Source organism: Aromatoleum toluolicum (assembly GCF_012911005.2).
Classification (GTDB): domain Bacteria; phylum Pseudomonadota; class Gammaproteobacteria; order Burkholderiales; family Rhodocyclaceae; genus Aromatoleum; species Aromatoleum toluolicum.
The window spans coordinates 16,512-33,135 of sequence record NZ_WTVS01000061.1; the positions used below are offsets into that span (position 1 = coordinate 16,512).

Consider the following 16,624-nt stretch of genomic DNA (forward strand, 5'->3'; position numbering starts at 1 on the left):
GAGGATGCGGAACGGAGTCAGGCGCCGAATCCTAACACTGCCTGCTATCATTGCGGGCCGCTGGCGCGCAACGCCGGCTCCAACGGAGACAAGAAAGATGGCGATTTACGCCCTGGGCGAACATACCCCGAGCTTCGGCGAAGGGTGCTGGGTTGCGGACAACGCCACGGTGATCGGGCGTGTGGAAGCCGGATCCAACGTGAGCGTCTGGTACAACGTCGTGATCCGCGGCGATAACGATCCGATCACGATCGGCGACAACACCAACATCCAGGACGGCTCGGTCCTGCACACCGACGACGGCGTGCCGCTGAAGATCGGCTCCGGCGTCACCGTCGGGCACATGGTCATGCTGCACGGCTGCACGGTCGGCGACGACACGCTCATCGGCATCAATGCGGTCGTCCTCAACCACGCCGTGATCGGCAAGAACTGCATCATCGGCGCCAATGCGCTGATTCCGGAAGGCAAGGTCATCCCCGACCGCTCTCTGGTCGTCGGTTCGCCGGGGCGCATCATCCGCGAACTCACCGACGAGGACATCGCCGACCTGCGCCAGAATGCCCTGAACTATGTGCAGAACTCGCGCATGTACGCCGCCGACCTGCGCCACATCACGCCCGACCTGCCCAAGCGCCGCGACTGAGCGGGCCGCTGCGGGTTCCTGCCAAGCCCACGGGGAACGTCATCCGCGTTCCACGTGCGCTTGTCCGGATGTCGCCGCCGGCGGATGTCGCGCGAGCCAGATCACCGCACCAAGGATCACCGCCCCGCCGAGCACCTGATTGGGATCGATCGCCTCGCCGAGGAAGATTGCCGCGAGCACGAAGGTGACGACCGGCTCGAGCGTCGACAAGCATGCGGCATCGGCCGCACCCAGTTTCTGCAGTCCTATGAAGAAGCTGACCATCGCAACCACGGTGGACACGACGGCGATCAGCAGCACGGCGACCCAGCCCATCGTCCCCTGCGGCCACGCGGCGCCGGAAACTCCGATCAGGCCACCGAACACCACGGCCGCAGCCATCATCACCACGGTCGCGCTCGCCAGCGGCGCCTCCTGGCTCATCACGCGGTTGCCGACGAGGATGTAGACGGAATAGATCAGGGCCGCGCTCACCCCGAGAACGACCCCCAACGGCCGTCCGCTGAGCTCGCCGCCGATCGTCAGCGCCGTTCCCGCCAACGCGGTCAGCACAGCCAGCACCCGCCCCGTCGTGAGCCGTTGCCGCAGGAACACCGCGCCGAGGACCGTCACGAGGACCGGGTAGAGATACAGCAGCAGCGCCACCAAACCTGCCGAGGCGTAATTCAGCGCCTCGAAGAACGCGTACGACTGGGCGACGTATCCGATTCCGCCCATCGCCGCGAGAATCGCCGCATTCCGCACGGAAGGCCAGCGGCGCCCCGTCGCAAGCATCACGGCGGCCATGAGCACGGCGGAAATCACGAAACGCAGGAACAAAACCGTCACGACGTCCGCACCGCTGTCGCGCGCGAAACGGGCAAAGATCGCCATCGCCCCGAAGGCCGATGCCGATAGTGCGACGTAAGCCGCGCCGACGAAGCGCTCGTTCTGCATCCGCCCTCTCCGACAAAAACCGCGAAGCTTGCCGAAGCCGTGGGACGCGGTCAATGAAGTTTGGCTATCTGCGGCTTGGCCTGGCCCTGATACAGGGAGCGCTGGAACCATAGCGCCTTCGCCTGCAGCACCAATACACCCCCAAAGCACGTATCCTTGCGTCCTTCCCGATTCGGTCGAGCTCCGCAGTGCGGTCCCGTGCGCGTTCGTTCCCCTATCCGCCTGCAACTGCAATCCCCAGACACCAGAGCCTTAATTCATGATCACCCTCAAGGACGTCACCCTGCGTCGTGGCGCCAAGGTGCTGCTCGACAACACCTCCGTCACCCTCAACCCCGGCGAAAAGGTCGGTCTGGTCGGGCGCAACGGCGCCGGCAAGTCCTCGCTGTTCGGCCTGCTCAACGGCACGCTGCATGAAGACGCAGGCGACTTCACCATGCCGGCGGCTTGGCGCATGGCACAGGTCGCGCAGGACATGCCGGAGACCAGCCAGTCTGCGACCGACTTCGTGATCGAGGGCGATACCGCCCTGCTCGCTGCCCAGCAGGAAGTCGCCGCCGCAGAAGCCAGCGACGACGGCGAACGCATGGCCTACGCTTACATGGCCCTGCACGACGCGGGTGCGCACGACGCGCAGGCGCGTTCCCAGGCGCTGATCCTCGGGCTCGGTTTCAAGACCACCGAACTATGCAATCCGGTGAACAGCTTCTCCGGCGGCTGGCGCATGCGCCTGCAACTGGCCCGCGCGCTGATGTGCCCGTCCGACCTGCTGCTGCTCGACGAACCGACCAACCACCTCGACCTCGACGCCCTCGTGTGGCTCGAAGCCTGGCTCAAGCGCTACACCGGCACGCTGGTCGTCATCAGCCACGACCGCGAGTTCCTCGACGCCATCACCGACGTCACTGTGCACATCGACAACCACAAGCTGACCCGCTATGGCGGCAACTACTCCACGTTCGAGGACACCCGCGCCCTGCAGCTCGAGCTGCAGCAGAACGCCTACGCCAAGCAGCAGGACAAGATCGCCCACCTGCAGAAGTTCATCGCCCGCTTCAAGGCCAAGGCCAGCAAGGCCAAGCAGGCCCAGAGCCGCGTCAAGGCGCTGGACCGCATGGACAAGCTCGCGCCGGTGCTCGCCAGTGCCGACTTCACCTTCGAGTTCAAGGAACCGCTCAACCTGCCCAACCCCATGCTGGCGATGGAGGAAGCCTGCTTCGGCTATCCGCCGCCCGACGACGCCCCCGCAGGCACGCCGCCGACGGTGATCGTGCGTGGAGTGAACAAGTCGGTGATGGCCGGCGAGCGCATCGGCATCCTCGGCGCCAACGGTCGCGGCAAGTCCACCCTGGTGAAGACCATCGCCCGCGACCTCGCCCCCACCAGCGGCGTCGTCACCGAGGGTAAGGGGCTGCGCATCGGCTATTTCGCGCAGCAGGAGCTGGACGTGCTACGCCCGCAGGACAACCCGCTCGAACACATGGTGCGCATGGCGCGCGAAGGGCTGCCGGCCGGCCAGAGCGGTCGCGAGCAGGACCTGCGCACCTTCCTTGGCACCTTCAACTTCAGTGGCGACATGGTGCAGCAGCCGGTGGGCACCATGAGCGGCGGCGAAAAGGCGCGGCTCGTGCTGTGCATGCTCGTATGGCAGCGCCCCAACCTGCTGTTGCTGGACGAACCGACCAACCACCTCGACCTCGCGACCCGCGAAGCGCTGGCGATGGCGCTCAACGAATTCGAGGGCACGGTGATGCTGGTCTCCCACGACCGCGCCCTGCTGCGCTCGGTGTGCGACGAGTTCTGGCTGGTGGCACGCGGCGGCGTCGAGCCTTTCGACGGCGATCTGGACGACTACCAGCAATACCTGCTCGACGAAGCCCGCCGCGCACGCGAAGAGCTCAAGGCCTCACTCAAGAGTCCGAAACACGAGCCCGCGCCGGCACCGGTCGCAGCCCACCGGGTCAGCCCGGAGAAGCTCAAGAGCCTCAAGCGCGACCTGGGCAAGCTTGAGCAGACGATCCTGGAAGTACAGGCGCGGAAGCACGCCACCGAAGCCCGGCTGGCCGGCTCGCCGTCGGTGCAGCTACTCGCCGAATTGGGCAAGGAGTTGCAGCAGATCGAGGAAACCCTGAACGCCCACGAGGACAGCTGGCTGCAGCTTTCCGAGGAAATCGAAGCGGCAAGCCGGGGCTAGCCGCGATGCGGCAGTCATCGCGCTACGGTGCGCCGCTGCGAGAATCGGCCCCACCGCACAGGAACTCCTGTCGCCATCTCCCGTCCATCCCCTAAGCCACGCCACAAGCAGGAACCCGCATGCAACGCGATCCGAGACTCGACGCCCTGTTCAACAACCTGAAGCAGCCCCCGCCCAAGCCAGTCGGCCCGCTGCAGAAGATTGCCGCGATCGCCGCCACCGTGCTCGTGTTCGGCCTGGCGCTGACCTTCTCCATCCTGTTCTTTGCGGTAGTGGTGGCAGTGGGAGGGCTGATCTGGGGCTATATTTGGTGGAAGACCCGCAATCTGCGCAAGGTGATGCAGGAAGCGCAGGCGCAGGCCAGGGGACCCGCCCCGCGACGCCCGGCCGCCGACGGTACGGTGATCGAAGGCGAAGTGCTGCGCGAAATTCGGGAAGAGGGTCGTGAGGACCCACGCAACTGACTCCGGCGGCAAGGTTTTCCGCCTAATCTGTCCAGCTACATGGACTCGTCCATGCGCGCCCGCCGCGCGGCATCTTCGGCGCGCGCCGCCTCTATGACCTGCATGACTTCGTCGAGGTCGGCGAGGGTCTCGTCACGCTTGAATTGCCCGGTGAGTTCGACCTCCGGGTGCAGACTGCCGGCCTCGTAGAGCGACCAGATTTCCTTGCCGTAATCGGTCGTCAGTAGTTCCGGCGCGAACTGGCCGAAGTAGGCGGCGAGGTTGTCGACGTCCCGCTCCAGCATGCGGCTGGCGTTGTTGTTGGCTGCCGCGTCGATCGCCTGCGGCAGGTCGATGATCACCGGCCCATCGGCATCGACCAGGATGTTGTATTCGGACAGGTCGCCATGCACGATGCCCGCACACAGCATGCGCACCACCTGCCGCACGAGAAAGGCGTGGTATCGCAGCGCGTCCTCTTCGCTCATCACGATGTCGTTGAGCCGCGGCGCCGGTTCACCGTTCTCGTCGGCCACCAGCTCCATCAGTAACACGCCTTCGTGGAAATTGTACGGTGTCGGCACGCGCACGCCGGCCGCGGCCAGGCGATACAGCGCATCGACCTCGGCGCTTTGCCAGGCGGCCTCCTGCTCCTGCCGCCCATAGCGCGAACCCTTTGCCATCGCGCGCGCCTGCCGGCTGTTCTTGACCTTGCGGCCTTCGGTGTAGTCGACCGCCTGACGGAAGGCGCGCTTGTTGGCCTCCTTGTAGACCTTGGCGCAGCGCACTTCATCGCCACACTCGACGACGAAGACCATCGCCTCCTTGCCGCTCATCAACTGGCGCGTGACGCGATCGACGAGGCCGTCGGTCACCAGTGGCTCGATTCTGCTTGGGGTTTTCATACTTTGGTCCTGCTGAACTGCATGGAAATTGGGCAAAGCCGATTAGGTTACACCCTTACACCCTCATCTCGGGGCACAACCGTCGTTCGGGTAGAATCTGCACATGACCTCAGATGCAATGAACGAAGCCGAAATGGACGACGGAGTCGTCCGCGTGAAAGAGCCGCGCCTGTGGCAGGACGACGGCTGGACCGCCCGCGTCATCAAGAACATGGACGACGATGGATGGGCGGTCGAAATGATCAAGGATGGCGAGCCCGAGCCCGCCTTGGTCGGCCCCTGGACAATGGGGCGCGACAAGAAGAACCCGAAGCCCCTTGACTCCTCTGCATTCAACACCCTGGTCAAGACCGCCTCGGAAGTCCTGCGCCGCCATGAGCAACAGCTGCATGCGACGCTTCACAAGAAGCTCACCGTGAACACCGACGCCGGCCCGGTCAGCGTCACACTCGACATCGTTGCCGACGAATACGATCCCCATGCCCTGCTGGGGGCTTACGACGCTGCGGGCGAAGAACTGGCCCGACTGCGCGTGGATGCGGGATTCAAACTGACCACGGCCAGCGCGCAGGCGTGGCTCGAGGATGACTTCCGCAGGCCTGGCTGATCGCCATTTGCGGCGAACACGCGATTGTTGAGCTGGAACTCACCAAGGACACGGCGCCTGGCTACAAGGCCGGCTTACTCGATGAACTGACGAAGCTGGAGGTGTTCAACTACGCCCGTTACCGGTTGACGCTGAGCGCTACGCAAGCCTGGAATGACGCCGGCCGCCCACAATGAGCGCGTAGTGGCGTCATCCGCTCTTCGACTACCGGGGGTAATTGTCTTCGAGGGGCTCGCGCGTCTGAACGAAGAGAACGTAGGTGTGCCGACGAACCCGCCAACTTCTCCCACAAGCTCTGCCGGCGAACTGCAGTGAGAGGCGGTCGATAAGATGCAGGGAGCCGGCGGGCAGGTGCGTGGCTGAGGGGACACGAGGATGCGCCTCACAATGGGGCTGCGCTCGGAAAGGCAAGGCTCCTCGACCAGCCTCAGACCGTTTCCGCACGTGCCGGCAGCGACTCTGCCACGAGCTCCGCGACATCGAATACCCGCCTCTCCTCCCCATGTTTGGAGGCGCTGGACGTAAGCATCAGCAGGCAGAACGAACACGAGGTCGCGACCTTCGCGGCGCCAGTGTCGACAGCTTCCTGCATGCGCACGTCGTTGATGCGCGCAGTACCACCTTTCCCGCCCCAGTAGTTGCCGCCACCCGCGCCGCAGCAGAAGCTGTCCTTGCGGTTGCGCGGCATTTCGATGAGCTGGGCGACGGCGCCGAGGGCACGCCGGGGTTCGCTGAGGATGTCGTTGTGGCGGCCGAGGTAGCAGGGGTCGTGGAAGGTGATCTTCTCGGCGTCGTTGCGCACGACCTTCAGGCGGCCGTCCGTGATCAGCTGGTCGATCAGCACGGAGTGCGGGATGGTCTGCCAGTCGGCGCCGAGTTCGGGGTAGTAGCGGTCGAAGCTGTTGAAGCAGTGCGCGCACATCGTGATCACTTTCTGGATCTTGCGCTCGCGGAAGTCTTCGATGTTGGCCTGGGCGATTTCGACGAACTGCATCTCGTCGCCGGCCATCTTGGCCGGGTCGCCGGTGCAGCGCGACTCTGCGAGGATGCCGTAGGACACTCCGGCGGTCTCCAGGATGCGCACCATCGCGCGGGCGACTTCCTGGGCCCGCGGCTCGAAGGCGACGGAGCATCCGATCCAGAGCAGGTATTCGGTCTTGCCGGCCTCGAAGAAGGGCACATCCAGCCCCTTGCGCCAGTCGTCCGGGTTGGCCGCAGTGCCGACAAAGGGGTGCCCCCGCGATTCGAGGTTGCGGTTCGCGAGCGCGAGCGTGTCCGGCATTTCCGAGCGGTCCATGACGAAATGGCGGCGGAACTCGAGGATGGTCTCCGCGGGGCTGTTGCTCGCGGGACACTCTTCCACGCAGGCGGCGCAGGTGGTGCAGTCGAACACCGCCTGCAGACCGATCTCGTCGATCAGCGCGACGTCGTCGAGGCGCCCATTCTCAAGATACGTGGCGCACGTGGTCATGACCTTCTTCGGCGACAGCGCCTTGCCCGTCTGCGCAGCGGGGCACACTTCCTGGCAGCGGCCGCACCACAGGCAAGCGGAAAAATCGAGCAGCTTCTTGCGGTCTAGATCGGCGAGCTTGGCAGCACCGAAGGAAATTTCCTCGCCCTCGGGCGGATCGGCGTCGAAGTCGATCGGGGCGAGCGTGATGCCGGAGCGCCGCCGCGCGAGCGCCGCGTTCGCGGGCGCAAGCAGCATGTGCGACAGGGGGGTGTGCGCGATCAGGCCGATGAAGGCGACGCCCAGCAAGGCGTGCAGCCACCACGCGAGATGCGTGGCGACGGCGTGCGGGCCGACGCCGATCTCGCGTAGCCCGCTTGCGAGCACAAGCCCGAGGAATTCACCGCGGCTCGCGTACTGCGGGTTGGCAAGCCGGAAGGCCTCCGCTGCGAAACCCGCGAGGATAGTGACGAGGAACAGCAGCTCCATCGCGACGAAGCCGCGCCGAAAGCCTCCGGTGTTGAGCCGTTCGATGCACATCAGGCGCCGCACGACGAAGAACGCGACGCCCGCGAACATCAGGATGCCCGCGAGTTCGCGCCCCAGTTCCATCACGAGGAAGCCGAAACGCCCCTCATACACGGGCACGCCGACGAAGCTTAGGGCGAAGCCGGCGTGGCCAAGGATTGCCACGACTGCGCCGCCGAACATCACGCCGTGCGCGAGGCCCGCGACCGGGCGTTTCTTCAGCCGCGAGGTGAGCAGGCCGCGCGAGGCGAAGGCCCGCAGGTTGAAGCGCTCGCGCCAGCCGGCCGGCGCAGCGGCACCGGGCAGCGCCCTGCCCTCCGCGATTAGCGCCGCGCGCCGCTTAAGCCCGAGGAGCACGCTCGCCAGCGCGGCGGCCAGCAGGAGCGCCAGGATCGTGTAATCGAGCGCGGAGATCGCGGACATGGTCGGGGCCCCGGTGAGTTTGGGTCAGCGCTTGAGGATTGCGGCGGTCGCGTTGCCGCCCAGGCCGTTGGTCTGGGCGAGCCCGACCTTCGCGTCCGGCACCTGCCGCCCGCCGGCCTGGCCGCGCAGCTGCCAGGTGAGTTCGGCGATCTGGAAGACGCCCATCGCCGTCGTCGCCTCGCCGAAGGACACGAATCCGCCCGAGGGATTGATCGGCATTCTGCCGGTGGGGGCAGTCTCCCCCGCCTCCAGCAGGCGCTCGGCCTCGCCGGGTTCGCACAGCCCCCATTCCTCGGGGAAGGCGAGCTCGTAGTAGCAGGTGTTGTCCTGCAGCTCGGTGAAGCTGATGTCGCGGGGGCCGATGCCGGAGCGCTCGAAGGCCTTCATGACCGCGGACTTCGCCTCGGTGTGGAAGCTCGGGCCGGAGGGAACCGGGCCGGCGAGGCTGCGCGGCAGGGCGTCGTCGAAGCCAATGGTGGCGACGGCGCTTGTTGCGACCGTGATCGGTTTCGATGTGAAGCGGCGCGCCATCTCCTTCGAGCAGATCACCGCCGCGGCGGCGCCGTTCGACACCGGGCAGATCTCGAACAGGCGCAGCGGATTGCTGACGTAGGGCGACGCGAGCACCTCGTCGAGCGACACGGCCTTCTGGAAGCGCGCGAAGGGATTGCTCTCGGAGCACTTGCGGGCCTTCACGGTGACCTTGGCCATCTGTTCCTCGGTCGTGCCGAAATCGAACATGCGGCGGCGCGCGAGGGTCGCCCAGAAGGCGGGGCCGGGCATGCCGACGCAGCGCTGACGCAGATATTCGGGATCATTCGCGTCCTCGACGCCGGAGGTCTGGATCATGCCCTTCGGCATCACCTCGCCGCCGACCACCAGCACGACGTCGTGGATGCCACCGGCGACCAGCGAATAGCCGATGTTGAACGCATTGCCCCCGGCAGCGCAGCCGGCCGAGAGGTTGTACACGGGGATGCCGGTGCAGCCGAGGTCCTCGACGATGTCGTTGCCGTTGAGGCCCCAGCCCTTGCCGCCGGAAAAGCGCGAACTCGCCGCCGAAACGGCCTGCACCTGCTTCCACGACACGCCGGCGTCCTTCATCGCCATGTCGACCGCATGGCGGCACAGCTCGGTGACGGACTTCTCACCCACGATCGCATCGCCGGTCTTGCCGAAACGATGCATCCCTACTCCCAGAACGACGACTTCCTGCATGTTTCCCCCGGGGCTCAGAGCAGTTTGAATTTCCACGACGTGAAGGCCTTGCCGTCCTCGTGATGGATGGGTTCGATCACGAGCCGGACGCGCGCGCCGACCCGCATGACCTCGACGGGATCGACCATCTGCCCGACCACCCGCAGGCCGCTGTCGAGATCCACGACCCCGATCGCGTACGGTACAAAGGGCTTGTCATAGCGGTGGGGCAGCGGCGGCGGGAAGTCCGCGACCGAATAGCTCCACAACCTGCCCTCGCCCCCGAAGGTGCAGGGCACGATCTTCGATTCCTCGCAGGCCGGATTGCGGCATGTGGCCACCCGCGGGAAGTAGGGTGTGTTGCAGCAGGTGCAGCGGGCGCCATGCAGGCGCGCGCCCTCCTCTTCCGAAAACAGCCCCGGGACGCAGGGTTCGCGCAGCGCGGCCGTGTTGGCAAGCTCATTCATCGTGTCGCGCTCCGTCATGCCTTCGCGGCCTTGATGAGTTCGGGCAGGATCTCCAGGCAGTCGCCCACGACCCCGTAATGCGCGTAGCGGAAGATCGAGGCGTCGGCATCCTTGTTGATCGCGACGATGGTCTTCGCCGCGGAGCAGCCGGCCATGTGCTGGCTGGCGCCGGAGATGCCGACGGCGACATACAGCGCCGGGCGCGTGATCTTGCCTGTGAGGCCGACCTGGTGCGACGAGTCGATCCAGCCGTCATCGACGATGGCGCGCGAACCGCCCCACATGCCGCCGAGGGCTGCCGCCATATCCTTTACCATCTCGAAGTTCTCCTTGCTGCCGAGACCGCGACCGCCCGAGACGATGATCTGGGCATCCTCGAGGCGCGCTTCGGCAACCTGCGGCGCGGAGATCACTTCGAAGCGCTCGGCGACGGCGCCCGTATTGAGCGCGACCGTGTACTGCACGACGGCCGTGGGTACGGCGGCAGGCGCTGCGACGATCGAGGTGGTCGTCACCGACAGCACTGCGACCGGCGCCGTCAGCGCGTAGACCGCATGCGTATCGCCACCGAAGGCCGTCGCCGTCACGTGCAGGCCGCTGCCGGCCGGCTCCGCGTCGAACACGTTGGCGACCACCGGCACACCCAGTCGGCCCGCGAGGCGCGCCGCGATGACGCGGGATTCAGCGCCCTGATTGAACAGGACGATGCGCGGTGCGGTGCTGCTGCAGTAGGCGGCGAGGGTTGCGACCAGCGCATCCGGTCCGGACGGCGACGCAGCGACTCCCTCGATGCGGTCGAGGCGATTCACGCCGGAGCGGGCGGCCGCTTCGGTTGCCGCGCCCGCGGCGCCGCCGAGCACCAGCCAGCGCAATTCCACGCCGGTCGAGCCCGCCAGTTTGCGTGCGAGCGTCAGCGCCTCTTCGGTACCGCCGTCGATGGCATCACCCCAGGAACACAGCACAACGGCCATAGCGAGTACTCCTTGTTCAGTGCGACGAATTGATCGAGCGGGCATCCGGCTGAGGCGGCAATTTCTCCGTGCGACCGCTTTGCGCCGAATTTACGACGCAGCCCGGATCCCGATTCCTGAATCCAGTCTAATTGCCCCGCTTTTGTCGCACTGCGCCGCTTCGAATCAGAAGGGGACTTTGCCAATTCATTTCCGGCCAGCCCGAAACCCTTGTTCCGCAAGGCATTGCGCGACCGAAGAATGGGGCGTGGCGGGATGGCCGGCGCGGACATGGCCTTATCTGACATTCCTGCGGCCACTTCGGAACTGCCGCCGGACAACACCGCCGGAAATCGGAATCTAGAATCGGCTCAACGATTCGCGGCATAGGGCAATTGCCGATTTGCCGGCCGTCTTGATTAATTCCTGATGCGGGGACAGACATGGATTTTGAGTTTTCCGAAAAAGAATGCGAATTCCTGCGTGAAGTCGATCAATTTCTGAAGGAAAACCATGACCCGAAAGTCATGGACGTCACCCGCGAAAACATGGCGCAGGTGTGTGATACGCCGGAGCGCCGCGCCTTCATGAAGAAAGTGGCCAAAAAAGGCTGGCTCGGCATCACCTGGCCGAAGGAATATGGCGGGCAGGAAGGCGAAGGCTTTTTCGAATACCTGCTGAATGAAAAGCTCTCTTCAGTGGGTGCGCCGCAGATCGGCAAGGGCGTCGGCATCATCGGCAAGACGCTGATCAACGTCGGCTCGGAAAAGCTGAAACGCGAATTCCTGCCGCAGATCCTCGACGCGAAGATCGAATTCGCCGTCGGTTATTCGGAACCCTCCGCCGGCTCCGACGCGGCGGCGATGCGCCTGAAGGCCGAGCGCAAGGGCGACGGCTGGCTGCTCAACGGCCAGAAGGTGTTCACCACCTCCGCGCACTTTGCCGACTGGTACTGGGTTGGCGCGCGCACCGATCCGGACGCCCCCAAGCACCACGGCATCAGCCTCTTCCTCGTGCGCATGGACGACCCGGGCCTCACCATCCACCCGATGTACACGATGGGCAACGAGCGCACCAATGCAGTGTTCTTCGACAACGTGTTCGTGCATGACGACTACCGTGTCGGCGAGCTCAACAAGGGCTTCCAGTACATCGCCGAGGCGCTCGACATCGAACGCTTCAGCATGTTCACGTTCGCGCCGATCCGGGGGCGCATGGAAGTGCTGGCCGACTACGTGAAGACGGCGAAGCGCGACGGCAAGCCGCTCAAGGACGACGCGGTGGTGCGTCACAAGCTCGCCGAGCTGGCGACCGAGTGCGAGGTTGCGCGGGTGCTCGGCGTGAAGTTCGTCGATGCCGCGATCAACAGCAACAAGACGCCGACCGTCGAGGCCTCCCAATACAAACTGTACGCGACCGAGCTGTCGCGGCGCCTCGCCGATGCGACGATGGACATCGTCGGCCCCGGCGGGCAGCTCGCGCTACACACCGAGGACGCGCCCCTCAAGGGCCGCGGGGAGAGCTGCTACACCTACACGGTGATCGACACCATCGGCGGCGGCTCGTCGCAGGTGCAGCGCAACATCATCGCCAAGCGCAAGCTCGACCTGCCGAAGAACTTCTGACGGAACGGGCGCGATGAACCTCCTCGACGGTTACACCGTTCTCGATTTGGCCAGCGTCGGCCCGGCGGCGCGCGCCTCGCGCATCCTTGCGGACTTCGGCATGCGCATCATCAAGGTCGCGCCGGTCGCGGCCAAGGGCGCGAAGCAGGTCGATCCCGTCTTCCATGCGTACGGCGCCGGGCGCGGCACGCGCAAGATCCGCCTCGACCTCAAGTCCGACGCCGGACGCGACACCCTGCTGCGTCTGGCCGAGCAGGCGGACGTGGTGATCGAAAGCTACCGTCCCGGCGTCGCGGCGCGGCTCGGCGTGGGTTATGCCGACATCGCCGCGCACAATCCGAAGATCATCTACTGCTCGACCAGCGGCTACGGCCAGGACGGCCCCTGCGCGCAGTGGGTCGGGCACGACATCAATTACCTGGCGATGTCCGGTTTCCTCGCCTGCAGCGGGCGCGACGGCGAAGGCCGCCCTGCCCTGCCTGGCGCGACGCTCGCCGACGGCGCGGGCGGCGGCATGCACGCGGCACAGTCCATCCTCGCGGCGCTGCTGCGCCGGGAGCGCACCGGCGAAGGCGCCTGCCTCGACGTGGCGATCACCGACGGCGTGCTGAACCTGATGTCGCTGTACCTCGACCAGTACCTCGCGACCGGCGAAGGCACTGACCCCGGCTCGGGCGTGCTGACGGGCAAGTACGCCTGGTACGGCGTGTATGCGACGGGCGACGGGCGGCACATCGCGGTGGGCGCGATCGAAGGCCACTTCTTCCGCAACCTGTGCCGCCTGCTCGAACTCGAAGCCTTCGCCGACCACCAGTACGACGAGGCGCAGCAGGACGCGATGCGCGCAGCCTTCGCGGCGCGCTTCCTCACCCGCAGCCGCGACGAATGGGTCGCGCTGCTGGCCGGGGCCGACACCTGCGTCGCGCCGGTGCTCGCGATTCCCGAAGTGGCCGCGCACCCGCAGTTCCGCGAGCGCAAGGCCTTCATGGCGGCCGAGCATCCGCGCCGCGGCGCCTTCGAACAGCTCGCGCCGGTGCTCGCGGGCGGCGAGCGCAAGCAGCCGGTCCACCACGTCGCAGCACCCGGCCATACCGACACCGACGCGATTCTCGCCGAAGCGGGCTTCCCCGCCGGCCAGATCGCCGAACTGCGCGCAGCGGGGTGCATCGAATGAGTGCACGCGATCCGCAAGCCAGCCGCAACGCCACGGACCTGCCCGACGAGGCGCAGCGCATGATCGACACGCCGCTCTACGAAGAGCCCGGCGAGTTCCCGATCGAGATGGGCTACGTATACAACACCTGCGCGGCCGTGCAGAACGGCAACCCGATCTTCTGGGATCCGGCCGTCGCCGAGGCCGTCACCGGCGGCCCGATCGCGCCGCCGACGATGATGTCGGTGTGGTTCCGCCCGCATTACTGGGCGCCGGGGGCGACTGGCGAGCGCAAGGCGCTGCAGACGCATTTCGACCTCAAGCAGATCCTCGATTTGCCCGAGGCGGTCGTCGCCAGCAACGAAGCCGTGTTCGGCGAACCCGTCCGCCCCGGCGATCGCCTCACGACGCGCCAGATCGTGCGCAGCATCGGCCCCCTCAAACAGACGAAGCTGGGCATCGGGCGATTCTGGACAATCGACGTCGAAACCACCAACCAGCATGGCGAATGGGTCGGCACCGAGATCTACACCATGCTGGGCTACCGGAGGCCGGAGCAATGAGCGCGACTGAGGTGTGCGGCATCACTGCCGCCGACATCGCCGAAGGCCAGGAAATGCCCGCGCTGCGCCACCCCGTGAGCGTGACGACCATCGTGCTCGGTGCGCTGGCGAGCCGCGACTGGCGGCCGATGCACCATGACAAGGACTTCGCGGTCGAGCGCAACGGCGTGAAGAACATCTTCATCAACACGCCCAACAACGCCGCCTGGTTCGAGCGCTACATCACCGACTGGACCGGCCCGAAAGGCCGCCTCGGTCGCCTGCGCTTCGAGATGAAGAAATCCGTCTTCCCCGGCGACGAGATGTGCTTTTCCGGGGTCGTGCGCAAGCTCGCCGCTGATGCCGCCGGATGCCACTGGGCCGACCTGGAGTTGACGATCTCCGTCGACGGCGAAGTGCGCACAACCGGCCGCGCACGCGTCGCCATTCCCACCGACCCTGCCGACAACCCCTGGACCCGCAAGGGCGATCGCTGGCTGCCGTAAGGCACCTGCGCCATGACCGCGACCTTTTCGCCCGCCACCCTTTCAAGAGGCTGCCAATGGACCTGAAGTTCACCGACGAGCAGAACATGCTCCGCGACATGACCCGCAACCTGTGCGCCGACTTCAGCGGCACGGACGTCGTGCGCAAGATGGAAAACGACCCGATCGGCGTGCCCGCTGACCTGTGGCAGCAAATGCGCGAGACGGGCCTGCTCGGCATGGCGATCCGCGAGGAAGACGGCGGCATGGGATTGAGCATGCTCGACTGCGCGGCGATCTACGAGCAGCTCGGCCGTCACCTCGCGCCGGGGCCTTACTTCCCCAGCACCGTCATGGTGGCCGGGGCGCTGCGTCATGCGGGCGAGGCCGCCGATCGGCGTCCGCTGCTCGGCGCGATCGCGGCCGGCGACACGGTCGCGGTGCCGGCGTGGCTGGAACCCGACGGCGGCTTCGGCCCTGCCGGGGTGCAGCTACGCGCCACGCGGAGTGGCGACGACTACATCCTCTCCGGCACCAAGCGGCACGTCCTCCACGCTGCCGCGGCGCAACAGCTCCTCGTGCTGGCGCGCACGGGCGAAGCCGCCGACGCCATCGACCTATTCCTCGTCGATACGAAGACGCCCGGCGTCACGCTGACGCAGCAACATTCGATGGCCTCCGACACCCAGTACCGCGTCGACTTCGACGACGTCCGCGTGAGCACGGAGAACCACGTCGGCGCCGAGGGGCGCGGCTGGCAGGCGTGGGAAACCGCGATGTACGACGGCATCATCCTGCTCGCGGCGTGGGCCGCGGGCGGGGCCGAGCGCGCGCTCGAGATCACCGTCCAGTATTCGAAGGAACGCGAGCAGTTCGGCAAGCCGATCGGCGCCTTCCAGTCGCTCGCGCACTACATGGCCGACGCCAGCGCGGTGGTCGACGGCGCGAAGATGCTGGTGCTCGAAGCCGCCTGGGCGCACGCCGTGGGCAAGGACGTGAAGCGTCTCGCGGCAATGGCCAAGCTCTTCGCCTGCCGCGCCTTCCGCGAGGTCACGCACATGGCGCAACAGGTGCACGGCGGCATCGGCTTCACGCTCGACTACGACATCCAGCTCTTTTACCGCCGCGCCAAGCAGCTGCAGATGAACTGGTGGGACTCGTCCTACCTCGAGGAGCTGATCGCCGCCGACATCCTCGACCGCGACGGCGAGCGGACGATCCCCGATCCCTTCACCGTCTGATCCGCCCACGGCCGACCGCCCGAACGAGGAACTCGCATGGCACGCCCGAACCCGCATTACGGAATCGGCACCTTCCGCCGTCGCCTCCGCGTGAGCGCGGCGGCGGGCGAGGTGGCCGTCGAGCTGGAGGACTGCAACCACGGCTTCCGCCTGCGCCTGTGGCACGACGGCGAGCGCGTCACGACCGTCGAGGTCGAGCCGCTGCGCATCCCGTTCAACACCTGCGCCGAGGCGGTACGCCCGCTGCAGCGCGCCGTTGGCCACCGCCTGGACGAGGACGAGGCGACGCTGCGCAGCCGCCTCGTCCCTGGCGACAACTGCACGCACATGCACGACATGGCTATCCTCGCCGTCGCGCATGCCGCCGCGCACCGAGGCGAAGAACGTACGACGCGCCTCTACGACATGGCGGTGGACGACGAGCGCGACGGCATCACCCGCGCACGCGTCGCCTGCGACGGCGCGCCGGTCCACGACTGGCACATCGCCACTCCGCGTTCCCACGCCATCACCGCGCCTGCGGAACTCGCAGGCAAGCCCGTGATGCGCGGCTTCCATGCGTGGGCATCGCAAGCCTTCGACGGCATGCCGCGCGAAGCCGCCGTGGCGCTGCAGCGCGCGTATTTCGTCGCCCAGGCGCGGCGCCACAGCTTCGAACCGGTCGCAGCGCATCCGGGCATCTCCGACGGCATGCCGCAGGGCGCCTGCTACTCGTACAACACCGGCGCCGTCGAACGGGCCTTGCGTAGCGAAGGCACCGTCCGCGACTTCACGCATACGCCGGAACACCTGCTGAAGTTCCTGCCCTGAACCACGCGGAGGCCCCATGACC

16 protein-coding genes are annotated in these 16,624 nt (G+C 66.5%); 10 read left to right on the forward strand and 6 right to left on the reverse strand.

The annotated features are described in order from the left end of the window. Positions 1 to 97 precede the first annotated feature (97 nt). Positions 98 to 646, forward strand: coding sequence for a gamma carbonic anhydrase family protein (locus tag GPA27_RS21985; RefSeq protein WP_169142570.1), 549 nt, complete (start codon positions 98 to 100; stop codon positions 644 to 646). A gap of 39 nt (positions 647 to 685) precedes the next feature. On the opposite strand, the gene GPA27_RS21990 is transcribed toward GPA27_RS21985, so the two are convergent. Further along, positions 686 to 1,582, reverse strand: coding sequence for a DMT family transporter (locus GPA27_RS21990; protein ID WP_169142571.1), 897 nt, complete (start codon positions 1,580 to 1,582; stop codon positions 686 to 688). Positions 1,583 to 1,841: 259 nt separating this feature from the next. Here GPA27_RS21990 and GPA27_RS21995 point away from each other — a divergent pair, with 259 nt between their 5' ends. Together GPA27_RS21995 and GPA27_RS22000 are read left to right on the forward strand one after the other, a co-directional pair. Further along, positions 1,842 to 3,776 (forward strand): ABC-F family ATP-binding cassette domain-containing protein, encoded by a 1,935-nt coding sequence (locus GPA27_RS21995; protein WP_169142572.1) that lies wholly within the window; start codon positions 1,842 to 1,844, stop codon positions 3,774 to 3,776. A 119-nt stretch (positions 3,777 to 3,895) separates the two neighbouring features. After that, positions 3,896 to 4,240 carry a CPBP family intramembrane glutamic endopeptidase gene (locus GPA27_RS22000; RefSeq protein ID WP_169142573.1) on the forward strand — a complete coding sequence of 115 codons (345 nt, stop codon included), beginning with the start codon at positions 3,896 to 3,898 and terminating at the stop codon, positions 4,238 to 4,240. 35 nt (positions 4,241 to 4,275) lie between these two features. Here the strand turns inward: GPA27_RS22000 and GPA27_RS22005 are convergent, their stop codons facing one another. Continuing rightward, positions 4,276 to 5,124: a PA4780 family RIO1-like protein kinase gene (locus GPA27_RS22005; protein WP_169142574.1), complete on the reverse strand. Its 849-nt coding sequence runs from the start codon at positions 5,122 to 5,124 to the stop codon at positions 4,276 to 4,278. A gap of 103 nt (positions 5,125 to 5,227) precedes the next feature. Here GPA27_RS22005 and GPA27_RS22010 point away from each other — a divergent pair, with 103 nt between their 5' ends. Beyond that, positions 5,228 to 5,731 (forward strand): hypothetical protein, encoded by a 504-nt coding sequence (locus GPA27_RS22010; protein ID WP_169142575.1) that lies wholly within the window; start codon positions 5,228 to 5,230, stop codon positions 5,729 to 5,731. Between the two features lie 427 nt (positions 5,732 to 6,158). Here GPA27_RS22010 and GPA27_RS22015 read toward each other — a convergent pair whose 3' ends face one another. The 4 genes from GPA27_RS22015 to GPA27_RS22030 are packed head-to-tail and all read right to left on the reverse strand — an operon-like array spanning position 6,159 to position 10,767. Further along, positions 6,159 to 8,132 carry a (Fe-S)-binding protein gene (locus tag GPA27_RS22015; RefSeq protein WP_169142576.1) on the reverse strand — a complete coding sequence of 658 codons (1,974 nt, stop codon included), beginning with the start codon at positions 8,130 to 8,132 and terminating at the stop codon, positions 6,159 to 6,161. Positions 8,133 to 8,156: 24 nt separating this feature from the next. Beyond that, the gene (locus tag GPA27_RS22020) at positions 8,157 to 9,350 is read right to left on the reverse strand and encodes a thiolase C-terminal domain-containing protein (protein WP_256223077.1); all 1,194 of its coding nucleotides are present in this window, start codon (positions 9,348 to 9,350) and stop codon (positions 8,157 to 8,159) included. Positions 9,351 to 9,364: 14 nt separating this feature from the next. Further along, positions 9,365 to 9,796, reverse strand: coding sequence for a Zn-ribbon domain-containing OB-fold protein (locus GPA27_RS22025; RefSeq protein ID WP_169142578.1), 432 nt, complete (start codon positions 9,794 to 9,796; stop codon positions 9,365 to 9,367). A gap of 14 nt (positions 9,797 to 9,810) precedes the next feature. Continuing rightward, positions 9,811 to 10,767 carry an electron transfer flavoprotein subunit alpha/FixB family protein gene (locus tag GPA27_RS22030; protein ID WP_169142579.1) on the reverse strand — a complete coding sequence of 319 codons (957 nt, stop codon included), beginning with the start codon at positions 10,765 to 10,767 and terminating at the stop codon, positions 9,811 to 9,813. A 422-nt stretch (positions 10,768 to 11,189) separates the two neighbouring features. Here GPA27_RS22030 and GPA27_RS22035 point away from each other — a divergent pair, with 422 nt between their 5' ends. The 6 genes from GPA27_RS22035 to GPA27_RS22060 are packed head-to-tail and all read left to right on the forward strand — an operon-like array spanning position 11,190 to position 16,602. Continuing rightward, on the forward strand, positions 11,190 to 12,371 hold the full coding sequence (locus GPA27_RS22035) for an acyl-CoA dehydrogenase family protein (RefSeq protein ID WP_169142580.1): 1,182 nt from the start codon (positions 11,190 to 11,192) through the stop codon (positions 12,369 to 12,371). A gap of 13 nt (positions 12,372 to 12,384) precedes the next feature. Further along, a complete protein-coding gene (locus GPA27_RS22040) occupies positions 12,385 to 13,545 on the forward strand; it encodes a CaiB/BaiF CoA transferase family protein (protein ID WP_169142581.1) in 1,161 nt (386 codons plus the stop codon). After that, positions 13,542 to 14,087, forward strand: a complete 546-nt coding sequence (locus GPA27_RS22045) for a MaoC family dehydratase (protein WP_050415342.1) — start codon at positions 13,542 to 13,544, stop codon at positions 14,085 to 14,087. The genes GPA27_RS22040 and GPA27_RS22045 overlap by 4 nt, the downstream gene beginning before the upstream one ends. Then, complete coding sequence (locus GPA27_RS22050) at positions 14,084 to 14,572, forward strand: hotdog family protein (RefSeq protein WP_169142582.1); 489 nt, start codon at positions 14,084 to 14,086, stop codon at positions 14,570 to 14,572. Before GPA27_RS22045 ends, GPA27_RS22050 begins: the two co-directional genes overlap by 4 nt. 56 nt (positions 14,573 to 14,628) lie before the next feature. Next, positions 14,629 to 15,792, forward strand: a complete 1,164-nt coding sequence (locus GPA27_RS22055) for an acyl-CoA dehydrogenase family protein (protein WP_169142583.1) — start codon at positions 14,629 to 14,631, stop codon at positions 15,790 to 15,792. Between the two features lie 36 nt (positions 15,793 to 15,828). Then, positions 15,829 to 16,602 carry a DUF2889 domain-containing protein gene (locus tag GPA27_RS22060; RefSeq protein WP_169142584.1) on the forward strand — a complete coding sequence of 258 codons (774 nt, stop codon included), beginning with the start codon at positions 15,829 to 15,831 and terminating at the stop codon, positions 16,600 to 16,602. The last annotated feature ends 22 nt before the right edge of the window (positions 16,603 to 16,624 follow it).

Excerpts from the sequence above, each read along its gene's own strand:
- GPA27_RS21985 (WP_169142570.1), top strand. The coding sequence starts at position 98 with ATGGCGATTTACGCCCTGGGCGAACATACCCCGAGCTTCGGCGAAGGG.
- GPA27_RS21990 (WP_169142571.1), bottom strand. The coding sequence starts at position 1,582 with ATGCAGAACGAGCGCTTCGTCGGCGCGGCTTACGTCGCACTATCGGCA.
- GPA27_RS21995 (WP_169142572.1), top strand. The coding sequence starts at position 1,842 with ATGATCACCCTCAAGGACGTCACCCTGCGTCGTGGCGCCAAGGTGCTG.
- GPA27_RS22000 (WP_169142573.1), top strand. The coding sequence starts at position 3,896 with ATGCAACGCGATCCGAGACTCGACGCCCTGTTCAACAACCTGAAGCAG.
- GPA27_RS22005 (WP_169142574.1), bottom strand. The coding sequence starts at position 5,124 with ATGAAAACCCCAAGCAGAATCGAGCCACTGGTGACCGACGGCCTCGTC.
- GPA27_RS22010 (WP_169142575.1), top strand. The coding sequence starts at position 5,228 with ATGACCTCAGATGCAATGAACGAAGCCGAAATGGACGACGGAGTCGTC.
- GPA27_RS22015 (WP_169142576.1), bottom strand. The coding sequence starts at position 8,132 with ATGTCCGCGATCTCCGCGCTCGATTACACGATCCTGGCGCTCCTGCTG.
- GPA27_RS22020 (WP_256223077.1), bottom strand. The coding sequence starts at position 9,350 with ATGCAGGAAGTCGTCGTTCTGGGAGTAGGGATGCATCGTTTCGGCAAG.
- GPA27_RS22025 (WP_169142578.1), bottom strand. The coding sequence starts at position 9,796 with ATGAATGAGCTTGCCAACACGGCCGCGCTGCGCGAACCCTGCGTCCCG.
- GPA27_RS22030 (WP_169142579.1), bottom strand. The coding sequence starts at position 10,767 with ATGGCCGTTGTGCTGTGTTCCTGGGGTGATGCCATCGACGGCGGTACC.
- GPA27_RS22035 (WP_169142580.1), top strand. The coding sequence starts at position 11,190 with ATGGATTTTGAGTTTTCCGAAAAAGAATGCGAATTCCTGCGTGAAGTC.
- GPA27_RS22040 (WP_169142581.1), top strand. The coding sequence starts at position 12,385 with ATGAACCTCCTCGACGGTTACACCGTTCTCGATTTGGCCAGCGTCGGC.
- GPA27_RS22045 (WP_050415342.1), top strand. The coding sequence starts at position 13,542 with ATGAGTGCACGCGATCCGCAAGCCAGCCGCAACGCCACGGACCTGCCC.
- GPA27_RS22050 (WP_169142582.1), top strand. The coding sequence starts at position 14,084 with ATGAGCGCGACTGAGGTGTGCGGCATCACTGCCGCCGACATCGCCGAA.
- GPA27_RS22055 (WP_169142583.1), top strand. The coding sequence starts at position 14,629 with ATGGACCTGAAGTTCACCGACGAGCAGAACATGCTCCGCGACATGACC.
- GPA27_RS22060 (WP_169142584.1), top strand. The coding sequence starts at position 15,829 with ATGGCACGCCCGAACCCGCATTACGGAATCGGCACCTTCCGCCGTCGC.